Raw genomic sequence first — 18580 nt, 5'->3', positions numbered from 1 at the left:
CGACCGCGCACCGAATGATCACGCGGCCCCGATGACAAGGTTGTCAGCCCGCGTTTCGCGGGAATCCTCTCCCGCCGATCACGCCTGGTCAAGACGTCGTCGCCGACAGTCGCGGACCAGAATCTACCCGGCGGTGAACTGCCGGAGCGCCTCCGCGGTCGGTGAGTCGACGGGGAGGAACGCCTCCAGCTTCAGCTCGCTGAGGGTGACGTCAACGGCGGTGGCGAACGTGGTGACCGTTGTCATCAGCCGGAGGTCACCGCGCGACGTCCGCAGTTCCAGCGGTACGGCGAAACCGAGCGTCGCGCTGCCCTGGTCCGGCGGTGGAACGTACGACGAGAGTTCGGCGTACAACGCCGAGTCGCGATCGAGCCGATGGAGGATGTGGCGGGCCCACTCCGCGAGGTTGCCGATCCGCGGCGCCAGGCCGTCCGGATGCAGGGCGAGCCGGTACACGTTCTTCCCGGGCCCGGTCAGGCCGGGGTCGGCGCCCTCGGTCAGCAGGCCGAACGCGCTGTTCGCGGCGATCAGGTCACCGGCGCGGTCGACGATCAGGGCGGGATACGGCAGGTGACTGTCCAGGATGTGTCCGAGCGCTGCCCGGGCGGGCGCGAGGTCGGGGTCCTCCAGACCGCGCTCGGGCGACGCCGGGGCGTAGCCGGCGGTGAGCAGGAGTTCGTTGCAGTCGCGCAGCGGCAGCTCGAGCGACTCGGCCAGCCGGACCACCAGGTTCCGTCCGGGCGCGGACCGTCCGGACTCGAGGAAGCTCAGGTGCCGTTGGGTGGTGCCGGCCCGCACGGCCAGTTCGAGCTGGCTGAGACGCCGCCGGTTGCGGTGCTGACGGAGTGCGGCGGGGAAGTCCACGCACTGGTTATAGCCGCGGCGGCGGTGGGAGCGCCATTCCCGGCAGGGAATTGTGGCGATGCCCGGGGCGCAGGAGCATCCTGCCCATGGACATCGGCATCCTTCTCCCGACCGGCCAGGCGCAGTGGGGCGGTGGCGACCCGCGGGAGCTGATCGCGTTCGCCCGGCGCGCCGAGCGGCTGGGCTTCTCCTCGTTGTTCGTCAACGACTCGTTGATCAGTCCGCGGATCGAGGCGCTGACCATGCTCGCCGCCCTCGCGTCCGCGACCGAGCAGGTGACGCTGGGGACCGGCGCGTTGCTCCCGTTCCTGCGCCGACCGGTCCAGGTCGCGCAGTCGGTGGCCTCGATCGACCTGCTCTCCGGCGGCCGGCTGGTCGTTGCCGTCGGCGCCGGGTTCCCCGGGCGGTTCGGGCGGCCGTTCTACGCGCTGTCCGAGGTGCCCTGGGAGCGTCGCTTCGCCCGGCTCGACGAGACGGTTTCGCTGTGGCGAGCGCTCTGGGCCGGTGAACGCTCGTACCACGGGGAGATTCTGCGCTTCGACGACCTGCCGCCGGCGACCTCGCCGTACCGTCCGGATGGTCCGCCGATCTGGCTCGGCGGCGCCACTCCCGCGGCTCTGGCTCGAACCGGCCGGCTGTACGACGGCTGGTTGCCCTATCCACCCGATCCCGCGGACTACCGCGCCGGTCTCGCTGACGTACGACTGGCCGCCACGGAGGCGGGTCGTGACGGGAACGACATCACTCCCGCCCTGTTCGTCACGGTGCGCGTCGGGGAGGACTCTGTCGACGAGTACGCCCGAGCCACCTACGGCTTGCCGGCAGAGGAACTCGAGAAGATTCAGGCCGTGGTCTCAGGTACGCCGGCACAGGTGCAGCGAGATCTCGCCCGCTATCTCGCCGCAGGTGCACGCCACCTCGTGCTCCGCCCGGCAGCTCTCGACTTCCCCAGCCTGTATGACCAGTTGGAGCAACTCGCTGCACTCATCCCCGCGCTCCGGGCAGAGGTGGCCGCCGGGCTCTCGGCCTGAGACGAGCGCGGGTAGGTTGGAGCGTATGGACGGACGTGTGCTGGTCACCGGGGCCTCGGGGTTCATCGGGCGTGCCGTGGTGGCCGTCCTGCGGGGGCGGGGGGTGTTGGTTACTGCGGTGGATCGGGAGCCGCCGGATTCCTCGTGGGATGACGGGGTGCAGGTGGTGACGGGGGATCTTGCGGAGCAGGAGACCTGTATTGCGGCGTTCGAGACGCGGCCTACGGCGGTGGTGCATCTGGCGGCGTTGACGTCGGTGTTGCGGTCGGTGGATGCGCCGATGCAGACCTTCGCGCAGAACGTGACGATCACGCAGGTGCTGCTGGAGTTGAGCCGCGGTAGTGGCGTGGACCGGTTCGTGCTGGCGTCGACCAATGCGGTCGTGGGTGATGTCGGTACGTCGACCATCACCGCGGACCTTCCGTTGCGGCCGTTGACGCCGTACGGAGCGACGAAGGCGGCGGGTGAGATGTTGCTGTCGGCGTACTCGGGGAGTTACGGGATGGCGACCGCGGCGCTGCGGTTCACCAATGTGTACGGGCCGGGGATGTCGCACAAGGACAGCTTCGTGCCGCGGATGATGCGGGCGGCGCTGAGCGGGACCGGCGTGCGGGTGTACGGCGACGGGAAGCAGCGGCGGGATCTGGTCTTCATCGACGACGTGGTGAACGGCGTACTGCTCGCGCTCGACAGCAAGTACGACGGGCGGGCGATCATCGGGTCCGGGCGGTCGGTGTCGGTGCTCGAGATGATCGACGCGGTGCGGGCGGTGACCGGATGCCCGGTGCCGGCCGAGCACATCGACGCGCCGGCGGGTGAGATGCCGGCTGTGGTCGTGGACATCACCAACGATCTCGGCTACCAACCGACGGTTTCGTTGGAAGACGGTCTGGCCCGGACGTGGCACTACTTCAAAGAGCAGTGATTCAAAGGGTCCTGAGGAAGCACTGGCTGCTGGCCGTCTTCCTGGTGGCGGGTCTGGTACTGCGTGTCCTCGCGACCGTCGCGTACCGGCCCGCGATCATCTACACCGACTCCGTCCAGTACCTGACCAACATGGGCAAGCTGAGCCCGGACCAGCTGAACCCGATCGGGTACGACTTCGTGCTCGGCCCGCTGGTGGCGATCGGCGGACTGACCTTCGTCGTGATCGTCCAGCACCTCGCCGGCCTGCTTCTCGGTGTCGCGATCTACGCACTGGCGCGCAGGCTCACCGTCTACCGCTGGCTGGCCGCGTTCGCCGCCGCACCGATCCTGCTCGACGCGTACCAGGTGCAGATCGAGCAGAACATCATGGCCGAGACCACGTTCGACGTGATCCTGGTGGCGATCCTCTGGCTCCTCCTCGCCAAGGGCGTGCCGAGCTGGGGCCGCGCGGGCGTCGTCGGCGTACTGGTCGGCGCAGCCTTCACGGTGCGCGCGATCGGCCTGGTCCTGCTGATCGCAGTAGTGCTCTACCTGATCGTCGCCTGGCGCAAACGTCGCCTTGATGTCGTACGCCGTACCGCTGCCGCCGTCGCAGGATTCGGTGTCGTCTTCGCCGCGTACGCCGGGTACTACCACGCGGAAACGGGACGTTGGGGGTTCACCGGCGCTGAGAACCAGGTCCTGTACGGGCGGACCGCCACGGTCGCCAACTGCGACAAGCTCCCGCTGAACGAGGGCACGCGGCTGTTCTGCCCGAAGGAACCGCTCGGCCAACGCCTCGGCGTCGACAGCTACGCCCACAACCACTACGGCGACCCGAACTGGCCCGGCCCGCTTCCACCAGGTACGACGAAGCGGCAACTGGCGACTGAGTTCGCGCACCTCGTGATCAAGCACCAGCCGCTGGACGTGACGTGGGCGGCGCTGAAGGACTTCGCGAAGGGTTTCGCGCCCACACGCACCACCTCACCCGACGACGTACCGCTGGACCGCTGGCAGTTCCAGCTGACCTACCCGAACCTCAAAGACCCCAACACCACAGAGGCTGCAGTGAAATGGGGAGGGTCCGAGCCACACGTCTCCCACGTACCTGCGGTCATTCTGCGCGCCTACCAGCTCCACGGCGGCTACACGTCCGGCACACTGCTCGCACTGTGCGTGCTGATCGCTCTTGCTGCAGTAGCAAGGGCTAAGGAGTTCCGGTCGGCCACACTGTTCCCTGTAGCGGCCGGTGTGATCCTCCTGCTCGGCTCAGCTGCGTTCGAGTTCTCCTGGCGCTACCAACTGCCCGGACTGGTGTTCTTCCCGTTAGCAGGTGCCATCGGTCTCCGGGCACTGCTCGGCAAGGACCAGGCACGACCTGCGATGGCGGACTTCCCGGACGCCGTGGATTCCGAAGCAATAAAGGACACACCGAACTTCGCCCCGGTCGTCGTAGTCATCGCCGCGTACAACGAGGCCGACGGCATCGGTCCGGTGCTCACCGACATGCCGCGTACCTGCGCCGGCCTCCCGGTCGACGTCCTGGTCGTCGTGGACGGCGCCACCGACAACACCGCCGAAATCGCCCGTGAACACGGGGCGTACGTGTGTGTTGCCCCAAGCAACCGTGGCCAGGGCGCAGCGCTGCGGCTCGGGTACCACCTGGCAGCACAAGGCGGAGCGCAGTACGTCGTCACAACGGACGCGGACGGTCAGTACGACAACGGCGAGTTGGAGACCCTCCTGGAGCCGATCCTGCTCGACCGGGCCGACTTCGTCACCGGGTCGCGCCGCCTCGGGGCGGAGGACGCGGACAGCCGGCTGCGCTGGGTCGGCGTCCGGGTGTTCGCCGTACTCGCGTCGATCCTGACGCGCAAGAAGCTGACCGACACGTCGTTCGGGTTCCGCGCGATGAGAGCTGAACTCGCGACAGCGGTGACGTTGCGTGAGCCGCAATACCAGTCGTCGGAGCTGCTTCTGGGCGCGCTCGCGCTAGGTGCTCGCGTGGTCGAGTTGCCGATGACGATGCGCCGGCGTGGCGACGGGAGCAGTAAGAAGGGCCCGGGTGTCGTGTACGGCGCGAACTACGGGCGGGTGATGACGACTACGTGGCTACGGGAGTACGTACTTCGGCGGGGTCGGAAACAGTCTTGGCGAACACCAGCCGGTCGAACAGCACGAACTTCACAATGAACAGCACCGCGTAGGTCGCGAGGTACGACCCGGTCACCAGCAGCGTCTGCCACGCGTGGGACTCGATCGGCTGCACCAGGTGGTCGGTCACCGACGTGACCACCGCGGCCATGACCGCCGACCCGACCACGATGATTGTGTACGGCAACTTCTGCCCGCTGCGGCCCCACGTCCAGCGGCGATTCAGCACGTAGTTCGGGATCGCACCGGAGAGCCAGGCGACCAGCGATGCGACGATCGCCGCCGTGCCGAACCAGTAACACAGAGCGAACGCCACCTGGCTGACCACGGTGGCGATCACGGAGGATGCCGAATACTTCGCCCACAGCAACAATCGGCTGCGGGAGAGATAGGCCTTGGTGAGAACGCGCATCGCCGCCTATTGTGCACCCCCGCACCAGCCAGCGGCAGTACGCCGGGAATTCTCAGCCGATTGCCAGCGAATAGGTGGGGCTGGTCACGTTACTGGAGTGGGTACTCGGGATAGGAAGGAGGGTGACGACGTTTCCCGACGGAAGGCGGCCGAACCGTGCGCGTACTCGTCCTGGGCGGTGACGGCTACCTGGGGTGGCCGACAGCACTGCACCTTTCCGACCGTGGCCATGACACGGCCGTGCTCGACAACATGGCCCGGCGTGGTTACGACCGCGAGCTGGGCGTCCAGAGTCTGGTCCCGATCGAGGATCTCGAAAGCCGGGTGGCGGCCTGGGAAGAGGTCTCCGGCCGGCGGATCCCGGCGTACGTCGGGGATCTGCTCGACGCGGACTTCGTCTACCGGGTCGTGCGGGAGTTCGCGCCGGACGCGATCGTGCACTTCGCCGAGCAGCGCGCCGCGCCGTACTCGATGATCGACCGCGAACACGCTGTCTACACCCAGCACAACAACGTGGTCGGCACGCTGAACCTGATGTACGCCATCGCCGAGACCAACCCGGACATCCACCTGGTGAAGCTCGGCACGATGGGTGAGTACGGCACGCCGAACATCGATATCGAGGAAGGCTGGCTGGAGGTCGAGCACAACGGCCGCAAGGACCGGATGCTCTACCCGAAGAAGCCGGGCTCGTTCTACCACCTCAGTAAGGTGCACGACTCGCACAACCTCGAGTTCGGCTGCCGGATCTGGGGGATGCGCGTCACTGACCTCAACCAGGGCGTGGTGTACGGGCAGCAGACCGACCAGACCGTGATGGACGCGCGGCTGGCGACGCGGTTCGACTACGACGCCGTGTTCGGCACGGTACTCAACCGGTTCGTCATCCAGGCCGTCCTCGGAGAGCCGCTGACTGTCTACGGCAGCGGCGGGCAGACCCGCGGGTTCCTGGACATCCGGGACACCGTCGAGTGCATCCGGCTCGCGGTGGAGAACCCTGCGGACGCGGGCGAGTTCCGGGTCTTCAACCAGATGACCGAGAGCTACTCGGTGTCGCAGCTCGCCGGCCTGGTCGCCGAGTGCTTCCCCGGCCCGGTCCAGGTCGAGCACCTGGACAACCCACGTGTCGAGCAGGCCGAGCACTACTACAACGTCAAGCACACCGGTCTGGTCGGCCTCGGCCTCCAGCCGCACCTGCTGTCGGACACCCTGATCGAGTCGATGTTCGACATCGTCTCGGCCAACAAGGACCGCGTCGACGCAGCCGCGCTACTGCCGACAGTTCGCTGGCAGGGCCACCTCAAGCGGTGAAGAAGCAGAAGATGTGACCGACCGGGTCGGCGTACACCCGGACGTCGGGCTGTGGCTGGAACTCCATCAGCCGCGCCCCGGCGTCCATCGCCCGCTGGTGCGCCGACTCCAGGTCGTCCACCAGGATGTCCAGGTGTAGCTGCATCTGCTGGATGTCGGTCTGACTCGGCCAGCTGGGCGGCTGATAGTTCGGCTCCAGCTGGAACGACAAGCCGGTCGTGCCGTCGGGGTCGGTCGCCGTGACCCACGTGTCGTCGTGGGCATTCAGTTTCCAACCGAGCACCCGACTGTAGAACTCACCGAGCGCTCGCGGGTCGGGCGCGTCCAGTACGACGCCTTTCAACGCGTATTTGTGGTCCATCTGCCGCACGCTACCGGCGTCCTCCGACAAGAAGTGTCGGAAGGACGGCGAGGAAGCGGTCCCGGCGGCCGCGGCCGGCCTGTTCCCTGAGCCAGCCGGCGGCGTCCTCCTGGGTGATCAGGGCCTTGTCGACGGCGGCTTCCGCGGCGCTGTTGAGCTGCGGAGCCATCTGTTGGTAATCGGTGACGACTTCTGTGTGTACGGCGACCTCGACGTCGGTGAAGCCGGTGTCGAGGAGAACGTCACGCAGGGTGCGCGTGGCACGCGGAGAGACCGTGCGGGACTCGAGGCCGAGGCGGATCACGTCGGTCAGGTCCTGGTCGGAGCTGTCGATCAGGATGAAGCCGTAATCCTGCCCGCCGAGTACGATCCGCCCGCTAGGACGTAGTACCCGATAGGCCTCGGCCACCGTCGGAGCGGAATCCTCGAGCAGATGGAACAGCCGTAACGCGCGGTAGCCGTCCATCGACTCGTCCTCGAGCGGCAGCTCGTCGGAATGTGCCACGTGAAACACCGCCCCGGGCACCCGCTCCCGGGCCACGTCGATCGCGTCGGGATCGGCGTCGACCCCGGTCACCTTCAGGCCCTTCTTCGCCAGCTCGGCGACCGCATGACCCGCTCCGCACGCGACATCGACGCAGGTCGCGCCGCGTTTCAGCCCCAGCATCCGGTACGACGCCGCACGCAACTCAGCTGCCCCGGGCCGCTCCTCGATCCGCTCCAGAAAGCTCATACGGTCCACGTTGCAACTTCAGGTGGACCTGAAGTCAATCCATCGACACCTTGTCGAACGTCGTGGTGGTGTAGCGGACGTCGAGGTCGACCTCGTCGCCTACCGCGGGCGGGGCGACCGACGACGGGAGGAACAGCATGCTGGCCTGCATGTGGGGCGGTTCGGCGAACCAGCGCTGCTTGCCCTCGATGGTGAACGGCGACAGCGCCATGCCGGCCGCGTCGAGGCTGCCCTTGGCCATCGCGATCGCGCGTTGCCGGACGCTCGCTGCTGCGGTCGGTGCCTCCAGCCCGACGCCGTGCGCCGTACCGCCCGAGACGATCAGGATGTGCCCGTCGCCGCTGACCCGGCGCTGCCGGTAGCCGACGCGCTCGCCGCGGCGGACCGAGTGCACGTCGAGAACGGTCGCCCGGACCGACAGTGCGCCGCGGTCGCCGAGCCACAGCCCGGTGCCCATCCGGAGCTTCACGTCGGGACCGATGTCGGCCAGCTTCTGGGCCGGCACGTGCGACACCCACAGCGTGCCCTTGCGGACGTCGAGGGCCGCCTTCGCCAGTTGCTGAGCCTCGCGGAGGTTGGCCGACGTACCTCCGGCGCCCATCGGGAAGTGCAGCGACCAGCCCTCGAACCGGATCCGGTCGAGCGCGTTCAGCAACATCGTGTGCCGCAGCTCGCGCGCGCCGATGCCGTGCCGGCGCATCGAGGTCATCACCTCGATCAGCACACGGCTGCCGGCCGGGATCGAGACCAGGTCGGCCAGCCGGCTGACCGTGTGGATCACGTTCTTGCTCTGCGGCACCTCGAGGAACGGCCGCCACGGCGACAGGACCACGACGTCCTCGCGTGGATCCGCGGGAACCTCGAAGTACGTGCCGACCGCGACCGTTCGCGCGCCGAGCGCACGGGCCTCTGCGAACAGCCGGTGGTTGCCGAACCCGTACCCGTTGCCCTTGGCGACCGGGACGATGTCGGGGTTCCACGTGGAACGCAGGTGATCACGCCATCGATCGGAATCGACGTGCAGGACTAGGGGCATGGTGTGTCAACGCCGTCTCATGTAGAGGTCGAATGCGGTGTAGAGCGCCTTGTTCAACGGCAGATCCCACTCACCGACGTACTCGACGGCCTCGCCGCCGGTCCCGGTCTTGAACTGGATCAACCCGACATGCGGGTCGTTCGGGTCCAAGGTGTCGGTGATGCCCCGTAGGTCGTACACGGACGCACCCGCCGCGAGTGCGTCCGACATCATGCGCCACTGGATCGCGTTCGATCCGCGGACGTCTCGTTTGGCGGTCGAGCTGGCACCGTAGGAGTACCAGGAGTGACCGCCGACCCGGACCCAGATCGTCGACGCGACCAGGTCGCCCTCGTGATGGGCGTTGTAGATCCGGAAGTCACAGCAATCGGCCGGCTGGTTGGCCATCGCGGCGTACATCTTCTCGAAGTACGGCAGCGGCCGCGGCGTGAAGTGGTCGCGCTCGGCGGTCTCGACGTACAGCTGGTGGAAGGCCTTGATGTCCTCGGTGCCGCCCTGCGTCACCTCGACGCCGGCCTTGTCGGCCTTCTTGATGTTGCGCCGCCAGAGCTGGTTCATGCCCTTGAGCAGGTCGTCCGGGGTGCGGTCGGCCAGCGGCACCTGGAAGACGTACTGCGGTTGTCCGGCCGCGAAACCCTCCGCGATCCGGGGCGCCTTCCAGCCCAGCTTGCGGAGCTTGTCGGCGACGGTGGCGCCGGACGGTTCGATCACGTCCGGGCGGACGTCGCCGAGGCGCGGCTGCTGACCGCCGGCGATGGCGTCCTTGATCGTCTGCGCGGTCCAGCGCCGGGTCGCCACCGGCGGACCCATCCGGATGCCGAACGCGCCGCGCTCCAGCAGGTGCGCGGCCAGCGGGCGCAGGTAGGTGCCGAGGTCGATCGCGTCCCAGTCGATCACCGGGCCTTCCGGCAGGTACGCCAGGTACCGCTTAACTTTCGGCATCTGCCGGTACAGCACCAGGCCGACGCCGACGAGGTTGCCGGGGTTTCCCGATTCGTACCAGCCGAGTGACTCCGCCTTCCACTCGCTCTTCACCGCCGCCCACCCAGGCGTCTGCAGGAAGCTCGCCGACGGCTGGGCCGCGATGTAGGCGGCGTGCTCGTCCGCGGAGATGGTCCGAATGCTCAAGTCACTCACGGTGGGTCAGGTTACCGGCCCAGCCACGTGATCCCTAGCGGCCCTGGTCGGGCACCCTTCGGCGCTTGCGACGCCCAGGCACGCACCTCGCGGCACTTGAGGCCCGTCCACGATGAACACCGCATCGAGGACGGGCCTCAAGCACCGCGATGCACGCACCTGGACGCCGCAATCGCTCGAATGGAGCCCGACCAGGGCCGCTAGCTGAGCCGGTTTCTGATCAAACCTGTGCGAGCAGCTTCTCCGACAGCTCCCACAACCGAGTGGCCGACTCCGGATCGAGCGCGTACTCCGCGACGCCGTGCATCGGATCGCCTTCCGTCAACGGCAGCGCCTCGTTGTTGTCCTCGAAGTAGCGGCCGGTGACACCGTCGACGAGCGGCGAGGCGGCCAGCAGGACCGACGTCGACGCGCCCTGCTCGACGGCCTTCCACAAGAAGCGGTCCCACTCCCTCTGCACGTCCTCAGCCACGTGCCGCTGCAACGCGGTCCGGATCCCGCCCGGCATCAAGGCGTTGGCGACGATGCCGTCACTCGCCCAGCGCTTGGCCGCCTCGACGGCGAACAGGATGTTGGCCGTTTTGGACTGCCCGTACGACGCCCACTCGTCGTACGGCCTGTTCTCGAAGTGGATGTCCTCGAACACGACGTCCGAGGAGTGATGCGCACTGGAGCTGACGGACACGATCCGCGCGGAGCCGGCCGCCGCGAGCGCGCTGTGCAGGCCGAGCGCGAGGCCGAAGTGGCCGAGGTGGTTGGTCGCGAACTGGTGCTCCCAGCCTTCCGGCGTGCGGTTCAGCGGCTCGGCCATCACTCCGGCGTTGTTCACCAGGATGTGGAGTGGGCCGTCCCAGGTGGCGGCGAAGGCGCGCACCGAGGCGCGGTCGGCGAGTTCGATCGGCGCGACGAAGACATGGTTGTTGCCGGTGCTCTCGATGATCTGGGCGGCGACGCGTTCGCCGGCCGCGGTGTTCCGGACGGCGAGGGTGACCTCGGCGCCGGCCGTGGCCAGTACGCGAGCGGTCTCGACGCCGATGCCGGAGGCGCCGCCGGTGACGACGGCCCGGCGACCGGTCAGGTCGACGCCGGCGATGACCTCGGCCGCGGTGGAGTCATGCGTGAAAGGAGTGGTGATCCTGCTCATCAGGTTGATTCCTGTTCTACGAGCTACGCTTTAACCGGAGGAGCCTCCGGTAATCCCAGTTAAGCGGAGGCACCTCCGGTTATCAAGTCCGCTAGGTTGTGGGGTCACGGGAGGTGGGGGAGATGGCCGGCATCAGCGAGCGTCCGCTGCGCGCGGACGCCCAGCGCAACCGGGACCTGATCGTGGCCGCGGCGGCCCGCGCGTTCACGAAGTGCGGCCTGGAGGCGACGCTGGAAGGCATCGCGAAGGACGCCGGGGTCGGCATCGGAACCCTCTACCGGCACTTCCCGACCCGCGAGCTGCTCATCGAGGCGGCGTACCGGAACGAGCTGGTCGCGGTCTGCGACGCGTCCGTCGAACTGCTGGAGCAGCTGCCACCCGATCAGGCACTGCGGGCATGGATGGATCGCTTCATCGACTACATGGCCCGCAAGCGCGGTATGGCCGACGCGCTGCGAGCGGTCTTCGCCTCCGGGGCGAACCCGTACGCGCAGAGCCTGGAACTCCTGGTCGGTGCAGTGCAGCCACTGCTCGACGCGGGCGCTGCGGCCGGTCAGATCCGGTCGGACATCTCGGCCTCCGACATGCTGGTCAGCATCGGTGGTGTCGGCGGTGCCGCCGCCGACGACCGCGAGCAGGCGGGTCGTCTGCTCGACCTGCTGATGGACGGCCTCCGGTACCGCGCATGAAGGTTGCTTTGGTGACCGGATCCGCGTCAGGCATCGGAGCGGCGACCGTACGGCGGTTGGCCGCGGACGGAATGACCGTCGCGGTGCACTCCCGATCCAGCCGGTCCGCCGGAGAATCGTTGGCCGCAGAGCTCGGCGGCTCGTACCACCAGGCCGATCTTGCCGACGACGCGGCCGCTCAGGCCTTGGTGCCGGAGGTGGTGGCCAAGCACGGGCGTCTCGACGTACTGGTGAACAACGCGGGCATCAGCTGGCCGGTCCCGCACGCGGACCTGGACGGACTGACCGCGTCGGACTGGCGGCAGCTGCTCGACGTCAACCTGATCGCACCCTGGCTGCTGTGTACGGCGGCCCTCCCGGCGCTCCGCGAGTACGGCGGATGCATCGTCAACGTGACGAGCCACGCGGGTGTCCGGCCCAAGGGCAGTTCGGTCGCGTACGCCGCCTCGAAGGCCGCGCTCAATCACGTGACGAAGCTGCTGGCTGCCGCGCTCGGACCCGACGTACGGGTCAACGCGGTCGCGCCCGGTCTCGTCGACACGCCACTCACCGAGTCGTGGACCGACGCCCAGGACCTGTGGAAAACCTCGAGCCCGATGCGTCGCGCCGCCCAGCCGGCGGACGTCGCCGACCTGATCTCGGCAGTTGTCCACAACACCTACCTGACGGGTGAAGTCATACTCCTCGACGGCGGCCTGAACCTGCGCTGAATCTGTCGGCGCCGCCCCCTACGATCGCGGGATGTCTTTGGGTCGGGACTTCCGTCGGTTGTGGGTCGCGTTCACAGTCAGCGCCTTCGGCTCGGCGGTAGGGCTCGGCGCGTTGCCGTTGGTCGCCGTACTCGCCTTGGACTCCAGCACCTTCCAGGTCTCGATGCTCGCCGCGTCGTCGGCGGTGGCCGGAGCGGCGCTCGCGTTGCCGATGGGCGACTTCATCGAGCAGCGGCGGAAGCGGCCGGTGATGATCGCGTCCGACCTGGTGCGGTTCGCTGCGCTCGTCTCGGTGCCGGTCTCCGCGGCGTTCGGCGTACTGACTTATGCACACCTGTGCGTCGCGGGCGTTCTTCAGGCGGCCGGGACGATCGCGTTCCAATCGGCGAGTGGCGCGCATCTGAAGGCGCTCGTGCCGGCTGAGGGGCGTGCCGAGGCGAACAGCCGGTTCGAGCAGACGAACTGGGTCTCGCTGAGCATCGGCCCGGCGATCGGTGGTGTGCTGGTCAGTCTCGTCGGTGCGACCGTCACGCTGGCGGTCGACGCGGTCTCGTTCCTCGGATCGGCGCTCGGTATCCGGCGGATCCAGCAGCCCGAGCCGGAGCCGGTGAAGCGAGAGGGCAAGCGCGACATCACGGCAGGGTGGCGGTACATCCTGCGGCACCGCGGGCTGCGTATCCTGTTCTGGAACTCGCAGCTGTTCGGCGGGCCGGTGATGATGACGTCGCCCTTGCTGGCGGTCTTCATGCTGCGCGACCTCGGGCTGTCCGCGTGGAGCTACGGGGTGATGCTCGGTGTCTCCTGCATCGGCGGCGTGATCGGCGCGCGGATGGCGCCGCGGCTCACCCGGCGCTACGGACTGCAGTGGATGCTGCTGGTGTTCGGCGTACTGCGGGCACCGTGGCTGCTCCTCTTCCCGCTGGTGCCGCACGGGTGGGGCGGGTTCGTTCTGCTCACTTTGGCGGAGACGGGCCTGCTGGTGGCAACAGGTGCGTTCAACCCGTCGTTCGCGACGTACCGCATGGAAGTGACCGAGGACCGGTTCATGGCGCGGGTCGTGGGGTCGTGGTCGATCAGCTCGCGGTGCGTGCAGCCTGCGTTCATGGCGCTCGGAGGCGTGCTCGCCACGGTGGTCGGGATGCGCGGGGCACTGTGGGTCGCGGGCATCTGCTGCACGTTGAGCGCCGTACTGCTGCCTTGGCGACCGCCTAAACCAGCTGCATTGCCTGAGCCAGTCTGACGATCGAGCCCACCTCTTCGGGCTGGCCGTCCAGGTACGCCGCCGCTTCGTCGGGCGGCAGCACCAGGACGTCGGTGACCTGTTCGCCGTCCTCGGGGTTCGTCGGCTCCTGCTCGATGACTACGTCCGCAACGTAGTTCGCCCAGTACGAGACCGGGTGCGGGAGGTGTGGGCGGTACGGCCCTGGGCGGCGGTGGTCGGCGCGGTGGGCGCCCAGCCAGGTGAGCGGACCGGTCAGCCGGGCACCGGCCTCTTCGAGCAGCTCGCGGTGGACGATCTCCTCGATCGTCTCGCCCGGTTCGCGGGTTCCGCCGGGCAGGAAACGCCAGCCGAGATCGTTGGTGCAGACAACGATTCCGCCGGTGGTGCGGCCGACGACGTGGACGTTGCTGATCAGCTCGTCCGGCGGCTGCTCGACGGTGTACCGGACGTCGAGGTCGCCCCACTCCCAGTAGCCCGGTGCGAACAGGTCGGGGAACCGCTCCGCCCAGGTCTGCATAACCTCATTCTGCGCTACCGTCGCTGCCATGGTGCACCCTGACCCCGACCCCAAGCCCGCCGCGGCCGCCGACTCCGAGCCGGTCGCAGAAACCGAGGCGGCCGCGAGGGTCGAGGCGGTCGCTGAGCCCGAGGCCGAAAAGGAAGCCGAGGACCTCGGCGACGAGGAGGAGGCCGAACCGACGCCGGATCCCGAGAAGGCCCGGAATGCGGCCGAACGCCTGATGTGGACCAGCGCCTGGCTGACCGTCCTGGTCGGTGTGTTCCTGCTGTCCGGCATGCTCCAGGCCGACGGCGGTTACAACATCCTCGCCTGGCTCGGCGCGGTGGTGGCGATCTCGGGCCTGCTCGCTCTCATCGCCGCGTACGCCGGCTGCGCGCTGAACCGCATCACGCTGCGAACCAAGGTCGTCGGCCCCGCCGACCTGTTCCAGGTCAGCACCCTCGTCGTCGTGATCGTCGTGATCTGCGGCCTGCTCGTACCGACCAACAACAGCGCCGCGCTCGCGATCCTGCTCCCCTGGGCCGTGACCTACTGGCTGCACGGCCTGACGAAGCCCTCGACTACGTGAGGTGCGCCCGCAGATAGTCGAGGTCGGTCTTCTGGCCGTTGTCGGCGTTCGGGGTCTCGACGACGACCGGGGCGCCGGCGGTCTGCACGACCGCGACGATGTCGGCCGGGTCGATGTGCCCGTCCTCGAAGTTGCTGTGCCGGTCCGCGCCGGAGCCGAACTCGTCCCGGGATCCGTTCGCATGCACCAGGTCGATCCGCCCGGTGATCGCCAGCACTCGCTCGACGATAGACGGCAGCTCCTCGCCGGCCGCGTGGAAATGGCACGTGTCCAGGCAGAACCCGACATTCTCCAGCCGGTCGTTGCCTGACGCCTGCACCGCCTCCCAGAGCCGCGCGATCCGGTCCAGCTGCCGCGCCATCGCGTTCTCACCGCCGGCCGTATTCTCGATCAGCAGCGGCACCGGCAGCTCGGCGCGCTCGATGCACTTCCGCCAGTTGTCGAACCCGGCCTCCGGATCGTCCTCGTCGCCGACGTGCCCGCCGTGCACGATCACGCCCTTGACGTCGATCTCGGCCGCCTTGTCCAGCGTCTGCTGCAACAGCTTGCGGCTCGGGATCCGGATCCGGTTGTTCGTGTTCGCCACGTTCAACCGGTACGGCGCATGAACGTAGAGGTCGACGCCCGCGGCCGCCGCCCGCTCCTTGAGCGCGTCCTCGCCGTCGGCATACGCGAGCTTGGGCGCCTTGTAGTCCTGCGGATTCCCCAGGAAGAACTGCACCAGGTCAGCCCCCCGATCGGCCGCCTCGGACAACGGGTCCTCCTGGTCCACATGCGCACCAAGCTTCACAGTCATACCCACCACCCTAGAACCGCCGACCGACAAACTCCTCAGCAGCTCAATCCGCGTCGGTCGACCAGCCGGCGGAGCGGGTTATCTTGCGTTGGTCGGGGGGTGGGGGATGGACGGGGCGGCCTTCGAATTCTGTGGACAGGACGATGTGGGTGTTCATCTCGCCGTGTTCGCCGAGGCGTTCGAAGAGGCCTTCGAGGTGGCGCATCGAGGTGACGCGGACGCGCAGCATCGAGCACGAGTTGCCGCTCAGCTTGTGGATCTCCAGGACCTCGGGGAAGTCTTCGGCGCGGGTGGTCTTGAGCAGGCAGCGGCCCGTCGTACACCGCATCTGGACGAACGCGGACAGCGGCTGGCCCGCCTTCGCCGGGTCCACCTCGGCGCGGTAGCCGGTGATCACACCGGCCTCCTCCAGGCGGCGTACCCGGTCCGCGACCGCGGGCGGCGAGAGGTTGACCCGCTTGCCGAGCTGGTTGAACGACAGCCGGCCGTCGGACTGCAGCGCAGCCAGGATTTGCCAGTCGGTGGAGTCCAGTTCGCGCTCCTGAAAGGTCATCGCCCCAGAACACCTTTCATCCCGGTCGTCCGCAAGGCCGAATGCTTTACATCATGTATTCAGCGGGAACGGGCACCTTTCTAACGTGTTGGCCATGCTCGTTCCTGTCGTTCTCGCCGCCGCGCTGATGAACGCGGCGATGATCGCCGCGAGCGCGGTGAGCACCATCCTGACCGCCGACGAACTCGGCTCCAGCCTGGCCGGCGTCCCCAACACCGCCGGCGTACTGGGCACCGCGGTAGGCGCCATCGCCGTCGGCCGGTGGACCACGCAGCTCGGACGCGCGCACGCCCTCCGTCTTGGGTACGGCGTGGGCGTCGCCGGGGGAGCGTTGACGGTTCTAGCCGCGGTGGGCGCGCCGGTCGCACTGCTCTTCGCCGGCATGTTCCTGCTCGGCGCCGGGAACGCCGCCAGCCTGCTGTCCAGGTACGCGGCCGGCGAGGCAGTGCCCGACTCCAGGCGGGCGTCGGCGATGAGCGCCGTCGTGTGGGCCAGCACGGCCGGCGCCGCGGGCGGGCCGTTCCTGTTGGCGCCGTCCCAGTCCTTCGCGTCGTGGCTCGGGCTGCCCGAGGTCGCTGGTCCGTTCCTGCTCGCCGTGGCGGCTGTCTTCGGCGCACTGGTCGCATCGACCTACATCCGGACCGTGCACGTCGCCGAGCAACCGGCACAGACCCGGCTCGAACCTCCGGCAGCGTCCCGCCGTACGTCGGTTCTCCTGGCTGCCGGCGTGATGATCGCCGGGCACCTGGTGATGGTCGCGCTCATGTCGGCGGTCCCGGTGCACACTCACCACCAGGGCGACGGACTCGGACTGTTGGGCCTGATGCTGTCCGCGCACACGCTCGGGATGTTCGCGCTGTCGCCGCTGACCGGTTGGTGGATCGACCGCTCCGGTCCGCAGCCGGTGATGCTCGCCGGTCTGCTGCTGCTGATCGGGTCGGCCGTCCTGACCACGCAGTCCGGACCGGCCTTCACACCGGCGCTCTTCTTACTCGGCTACGCGTGGAACCTGTGCTATCTGGGCGGCAGTGCCCGGCTGCTCGGCACTCCGTTCGAGAGCAAGGTCGAGTCGTCCATCTGGGCGATCTCGGCGCTGGCGGCCGCCAGTTCACCCTGGCTCTACACACTCGGCGGATACCCGCTGTTGACCGTAATCTCGGTGGTTCTCGCCGTACCGCTGCTGCTGCTCGTGCTCCGGCGTACCGCTCCGCGGATCGCCCAGAAGTGACACAGAGTCACCGCAACAGGCCTGTGGATATGGTCGGTCGGCAGTCCGAACGCTGGTACTCTCTTTGATGTGGCCCGGTCCATCGACCGGGCTCGTTGCTTGGCGTCGGCGGCAAGTGCCGGCGCGGAGCAGTCCGCATCGCCCTCCTGCCACGGAGAGACCGTGGCCGCCAAGTCCGAAGGAGGTGGAGTTCGCGCATGCGTCGTTATGAAGTCATGGTGATCCTCGACCCGGAGCTCGATGAGCGCACCGTGGAGCCGTCCATCGACCAGTACCTGAACATCGTCCGCAAGGAAGGTGGCACGGTCGAGAAGCTCGACATCTGGGGTCGTCGCAAGCTCGCTTATGACGTGAAGAAGAAGTCCGAAGGCATTTATGCCGTCGTCGACCTGACCGCCGAGCCGGCGGTGGTGAAGGAGCTCGACCGTCAGCTCACGCTGAACGAGTCGATCCTGCGCACCAAGGTCATCCGGCCGGACCAGCACTGAACCTCGGGCGTCAGGTGGTCTGGCGTCACACCACCCATCGTCTGCAGTACAGGAGGAAGTTGTCATGGCCGGTGAACCACCCATCACTCTGATCGGAAACCTGACAGGTGATCCGGAGCTGCGGTTCACGCCGTCCGGGGCCGCGGTCGCGAACTTCACGATCGCCTCTACTCCGCGGACGCTGGACCGGCAGAGCAACGAGTGGAAAGACGGCGAAACCCTCTTCATCTCGTGTGCCGTGTGGCGGCAGGTCGCCGAGAACGTCGCCGAGTCGCTGACCCGCGGTTCCCGGGTCGTCGTGCACGGGCGCCTCAAGGCGCGCAGCTACGACGACCGCGACGGGAACAAGCGCACCGTGTTCGAATGTGATGTCGAAGAGATCGGCGCCAGCATGCGCTACGCGACGCTGAAGATCTCCAAGACCTCGCGCTCCGACGGTGGCGGTTTCGGTGGCGGCGGCAACCAGGGTGGCGGTAGCTACCAAGGTGGCGGCAACCAGGGCGGTGGCTACCAAGGTGGCCAAGGAGGCGGCCAGGGTGGCGCCTCGCAGAACGACCCCTGGGCGACCCCGCAAGGTGCACCACAAGGCGGTGGCGGCCAGTCCGCTCCGCAGAACGACCCCTGGGCCAGCCAGGGCGGCGGCACCACGGAGGAGCCCCCGTTCTGATCGGCCCGCAATCCCGTTAGTGACCATTCCGGCATCCGTGCCGGGCT

General features: G+C 68.1%; 21 protein-coding genes. 11 read left to right on the top strand and 10 right to left on the bottom strand.

Annotated elements, in window-relative coordinates:
* Window positions 1–123: 123 nt before the first annotated feature.
* A complete protein-coding gene (locus EV649_RS26960; RefSeq protein ID WP_130386416.1) occupies window positions 124–864 on the bottom strand; it encodes a helix-turn-helix transcriptional regulator in 741 nt (246 codons plus the stop codon).
* 86 nt (window positions 865–950) lie between these two features.
* On the opposite strand from EV649_RS26960, the gene EV649_RS26955 reads away from it, so the two are divergent.
* Genes EV649_RS26955 through EV649_RS26945 form a run of 3 tightly spaced genes read left to right on the top strand, consistent with a single transcriptional unit; the run spans window position 951 to window position 4997 of the window.
* Window positions 951–1895: an LLM class flavin-dependent oxidoreductase gene (locus tag EV649_RS26955; protein WP_130386415.1), complete on the top strand. Its 945-nt coding sequence runs from the start codon at window positions 951–953 to the stop codon at window positions 1893–1895.
* Between the two features lie 25 nt (window positions 1896–1920).
* Window positions 1921–2820, top strand: coding sequence for an NAD-dependent epimerase/dehydratase family protein (locus tag EV649_RS26950; protein ID WP_241998717.1), 900 nt, complete (start codon window positions 1921–1923; stop codon window positions 2818–2820).
* Window positions 2817–4997, top strand: coding sequence for a glycosyltransferase (locus tag EV649_RS26945; protein WP_241998716.1), 2181 nt, complete (start codon window positions 2817–2819; stop codon window positions 4995–4997). The genes EV649_RS26950 and EV649_RS26945 overlap by 4 nt, the downstream gene beginning before the upstream one ends.
* On the opposite strand, the gene EV649_RS26940 is transcribed toward EV649_RS26945, so the two are convergent.
* Window positions 4909–5370 carry a GtrA family protein gene (locus EV649_RS26940; protein WP_130386414.1) on the bottom strand — a complete coding sequence of 154 codons (462 nt, stop codon included), beginning with the start codon at window positions 5368–5370 and terminating at the stop codon, window positions 4909–4911. The genes EV649_RS26945 and EV649_RS26940 overlap by 89 nt on opposite strands.
* Window positions 5371–5526: 156 nt before the next feature.
* Here EV649_RS26940 and EV649_RS26935 point away from each other — a divergent pair, with 156 nt between their 5' ends.
* Window positions 5527–6681 (top strand): NAD-dependent epimerase/dehydratase family protein, encoded by a 1155-nt coding sequence (locus tag EV649_RS26935; protein ID WP_130386413.1) that lies wholly within the window; start codon window positions 5527–5529, stop codon window positions 6679–6681.
* Here the strand turns inward: EV649_RS26935 and EV649_RS26930 are convergent.
* The 5 genes from EV649_RS26930 to EV649_RS26910 form a co-directional block, all read right to left on the bottom strand.
* Window positions 6671–7042, bottom strand: a complete 372-nt coding sequence (locus EV649_RS26930; protein ID WP_130386412.1) for a VOC family protein — start codon at window positions 7040–7042, stop codon at window positions 6671–6673. The genes EV649_RS26935 and EV649_RS26930 overlap by 11 nt on opposite strands.
* Window positions 7043–7052: 10 nt before the next feature.
* A complete protein-coding gene (locus tag EV649_RS26925; RefSeq protein ID WP_241998715.1) occupies window positions 7053–7775 on the bottom strand; it encodes a methyltransferase domain-containing protein in 723 nt (240 codons plus the stop codon).
* 34 nt (window positions 7776–7809) lie between these two features.
* Window positions 7810–8811 carry an alanine racemase gene (locus EV649_RS26920; protein ID WP_130386410.1) on the bottom strand — a complete coding sequence of 334 codons (1002 nt, stop codon included), beginning with the start codon at window positions 8809–8811 and terminating at the stop codon, window positions 7810–7812.
* A 6-nt stretch (window positions 8812–8817) separates the two neighbouring features.
* Window positions 8818–9948 (bottom strand): peptidoglycan bridge formation glycyltransferase FemA/FemB family protein, encoded by a 1131-nt coding sequence (locus tag EV649_RS26915; protein WP_130386409.1) that lies wholly within the window; start codon window positions 9946–9948, stop codon window positions 8818–8820.
* A 220-nt stretch (window positions 9949–10168) separates the two neighbouring features.
* The gene (locus EV649_RS26910) at window positions 10169–11092 is read right to left on the bottom strand and encodes an SDR family NAD(P)-dependent oxidoreductase (RefSeq protein WP_130386408.1); all 924 of its coding nucleotides are present in this window, start codon (window positions 11090–11092) and stop codon (window positions 10169–10171) included.
* 122 nt (window positions 11093–11214) lie between these two features.
* On the opposite strand from EV649_RS26910, the gene EV649_RS26905 reads away from it, so the two are divergent.
* Genes EV649_RS26905 through EV649_RS26895 form a run of 3 tightly spaced genes read left to right on the top strand, consistent with a single transcriptional unit; the run spans window position 11215 to window position 13731 of the window.
* Window positions 11215–11781, top strand: coding sequence for a TetR/AcrR family transcriptional regulator (locus EV649_RS26905; protein ID WP_130386407.1), 567 nt, complete (start codon window positions 11215–11217; stop codon window positions 11779–11781).
* Window positions 11778–12491, top strand: a complete 714-nt coding sequence (locus tag EV649_RS26900; RefSeq protein WP_130386406.1) for an SDR family oxidoreductase — start codon at window positions 11778–11780, stop codon at window positions 12489–12491. The genes EV649_RS26905 and EV649_RS26900 overlap by 4 nt, the downstream gene beginning before the upstream one ends.
* 31 nt (window positions 12492–12522) lie before the next feature.
* The gene (locus EV649_RS26895; protein ID WP_130386405.1) at window positions 12523–13731 is read left to right on the top strand and encodes an MFS transporter; all 1209 of its coding nucleotides are present in this window, start codon (window positions 12523–12525) and stop codon (window positions 13729–13731) included.
* Here EV649_RS26895 and EV649_RS26890 read toward each other — a convergent pair.
* The gene (locus tag EV649_RS26890) at window positions 13700–14230 is read right to left on the bottom strand and encodes an NUDIX domain-containing protein (RefSeq protein ID WP_130386404.1); all 531 of its coding nucleotides are present in this window, start codon (window positions 14228–14230) and stop codon (window positions 13700–13702) included. The two genes, EV649_RS26895 and EV649_RS26890, sit on opposite strands and share 32 nt — an antisense overlap.
* A gap of 28 nt (window positions 14231–14258) precedes the next feature.
* On the opposite strand from EV649_RS26890, the gene EV649_RS26885 reads away from it, so the two are divergent.
* Complete coding sequence (locus EV649_RS26885) at window positions 14259–14801, top strand: hypothetical protein (RefSeq protein WP_130386403.1); 543 nt, start codon at window positions 14259–14261, stop codon at window positions 14799–14801.
* On the opposite strand, the gene EV649_RS26880 is transcribed toward EV649_RS26885, so the two are convergent.
* Together EV649_RS26880 and EV649_RS26875 are read right to left on the bottom strand one after the other, a co-directional pair.
* Window positions 14794–15597: a deoxyribonuclease IV gene (locus EV649_RS26880; protein WP_130386402.1), complete on the bottom strand. Its 804-nt coding sequence runs from the start codon at window positions 15595–15597 to the stop codon at window positions 14794–14796. The two genes, EV649_RS26885 and EV649_RS26880, sit on opposite strands and share 8 nt — an antisense overlap.
* 43 nt (window positions 15598–15640) lie before the next feature.
* A complete protein-coding gene (locus tag EV649_RS26875; protein ID WP_130386401.1) occupies window positions 15641–16150 on the bottom strand; it encodes an Lrp/AsnC family transcriptional regulator in 510 nt (169 codons plus the stop codon).
* A 94-nt stretch (window positions 16151–16244) separates the two neighbouring features.
* Between EV649_RS26875 and EV649_RS26870 the strand changes: the two genes are divergently transcribed.
* The 3 genes from EV649_RS26870 (at window position 16245) to EV649_RS26860 (ending at window position 18533) form a co-directional block, all read left to right on the top strand.
* Complete coding sequence (locus tag EV649_RS26870; RefSeq protein ID WP_130386400.1) at window positions 16245–17378, top strand: MFS transporter; 1134 nt, start codon at window positions 16245–16247, stop codon at window positions 17376–17378.
* 197 nt (window positions 17379–17575) lie between these two features.
* Entirely contained in the window at window positions 17576–17866 is a 291-nt protein-coding gene (gene rpsF / locus EV649_RS26865) for a 30S ribosomal protein S6 (RefSeq protein WP_130386399.1), read from the top strand.
* A 64-nt stretch (window positions 17867–17930) separates the two neighbouring features.
* Entirely contained in the window at window positions 17931–18533 is a 603-nt protein-coding gene (locus EV649_RS26860) for a single-stranded DNA-binding protein (protein WP_130386398.1), read from the top strand.
* Window positions 18534–18580: the final 47 nt, after the last annotated feature.

The organism is Kribbella sp. VKM Ac-2569 (genome assembly GCF_004216905.1).
Classification (GTDB): Bacteria; Actinomycetota; Actinomycetes; order Propionibacteriales; family Kribbellaceae; genus Kribbella.
The sequence above is the reverse complement of the archived record's forward strand: the minus strand, read 5'-3'. Positions and strand labels throughout refer to the sequence as shown.

What these genes read in the sequence shown, in the direction of transcription:
- EV649_RS26900 (WP_130386406.1), top strand. Translation starts at nt 11,778, where the DNA reads ATGAAGGTTGCTTTGGTGACCGGATCCGCGTCAGGCATCGGAGCGGCG.
- EV649_RS26950 (WP_241998717.1), top strand. Translation starts at nt 1,921, where the DNA reads ATGGACGGACGTGTGCTGGTCACCGGGGCCTCGGGGTTCATCGGGCGT.
- EV649_RS26920 (WP_130386410.1), bottom strand. Translation starts at nt 8,811, where the DNA reads ATGCCCCTAGTCCTGCACGTCGATTCCGATCGATGGCGTGATCACCTG.
- EV649_RS26890 (WP_130386404.1), bottom strand. Translation starts at nt 14,230, where the DNA reads ATGCAGACCTGGGCGGAGCGGTTCCCCGACCTGTTCGCACCGGGCTAC.
- rpsF (WP_130386399.1), top strand. Translation starts at nt 17,576, where the DNA reads ATGCGTCGTTATGAAGTCATGGTGATCCTCGACCCGGAGCTCGATGAG.
- EV649_RS26940 (WP_130386414.1), bottom strand. Translation starts at nt 5,370, where the DNA reads ATGCGCGTTCTCACCAAGGCCTATCTCTCCCGCAGCCGATTGTTGCTG.
- EV649_RS26955 (WP_130386415.1), top strand. Translation starts at nt 951, where the DNA reads ATGGACATCGGCATCCTTCTCCCGACCGGCCAGGCGCAGTGGGGCGGT.
- EV649_RS26870 (WP_130386400.1), top strand. Translation starts at nt 16,245, where the DNA reads ATGCTCGTTCCTGTCGTTCTCGCCGCCGCGCTGATGAACGCGGCGATG.
- EV649_RS26885 (WP_130386403.1), top strand. Translation starts at nt 14,259, where the DNA reads ATGGTGCACCCTGACCCCGACCCCAAGCCCGCCGCGGCCGCCGACTCC.
- EV649_RS26895 (WP_130386405.1), top strand. Translation starts at nt 12,523, where the DNA reads ATGTCTTTGGGTCGGGACTTCCGTCGGTTGTGGGTCGCGTTCACAGTC.
- EV649_RS26905 (WP_130386407.1), top strand. Translation starts at nt 11,215, where the DNA reads ATGGCCGGCATCAGCGAGCGTCCGCTGCGCGCGGACGCCCAGCGCAAC.
- EV649_RS26910 (WP_130386408.1), bottom strand. Translation starts at nt 11,092, where the DNA reads ATGAGCAGGATCACCACTCCTTTCACGCATGACTCCACCGCGGCCGAG.
- EV649_RS26880 (WP_130386402.1), bottom strand. Translation starts at nt 15,597, where the DNA reads ATGACTGTGAAGCTTGGTGCGCATGTGGACCAGGAGGACCCGTTGTCC.
- EV649_RS26930 (WP_130386412.1), bottom strand. Translation starts at nt 7,042, where the DNA reads ATGGACCACAAATACGCGTTGAAAGGCGTCGTACTGGACGCGCCCGAC.
- EV649_RS26875 (WP_130386401.1), bottom strand. Translation starts at nt 16,150, where the DNA reads ATGACCTTTCAGGAGCGCGAACTGGACTCCACCGACTGGCAAATCCTG.
- EV649_RS26860 (WP_130386398.1), top strand. Translation starts at nt 17,931, where the DNA reads ATGGCCGGTGAACCACCCATCACTCTGATCGGAAACCTGACAGGTGAT.
- EV649_RS26925 (WP_241998715.1), bottom strand. Translation starts at nt 7,775, where the DNA reads ATGAGCTTTCTGGAGCGGATCGAGGAGCGGCCCGGGGCAGCTGAGTTG.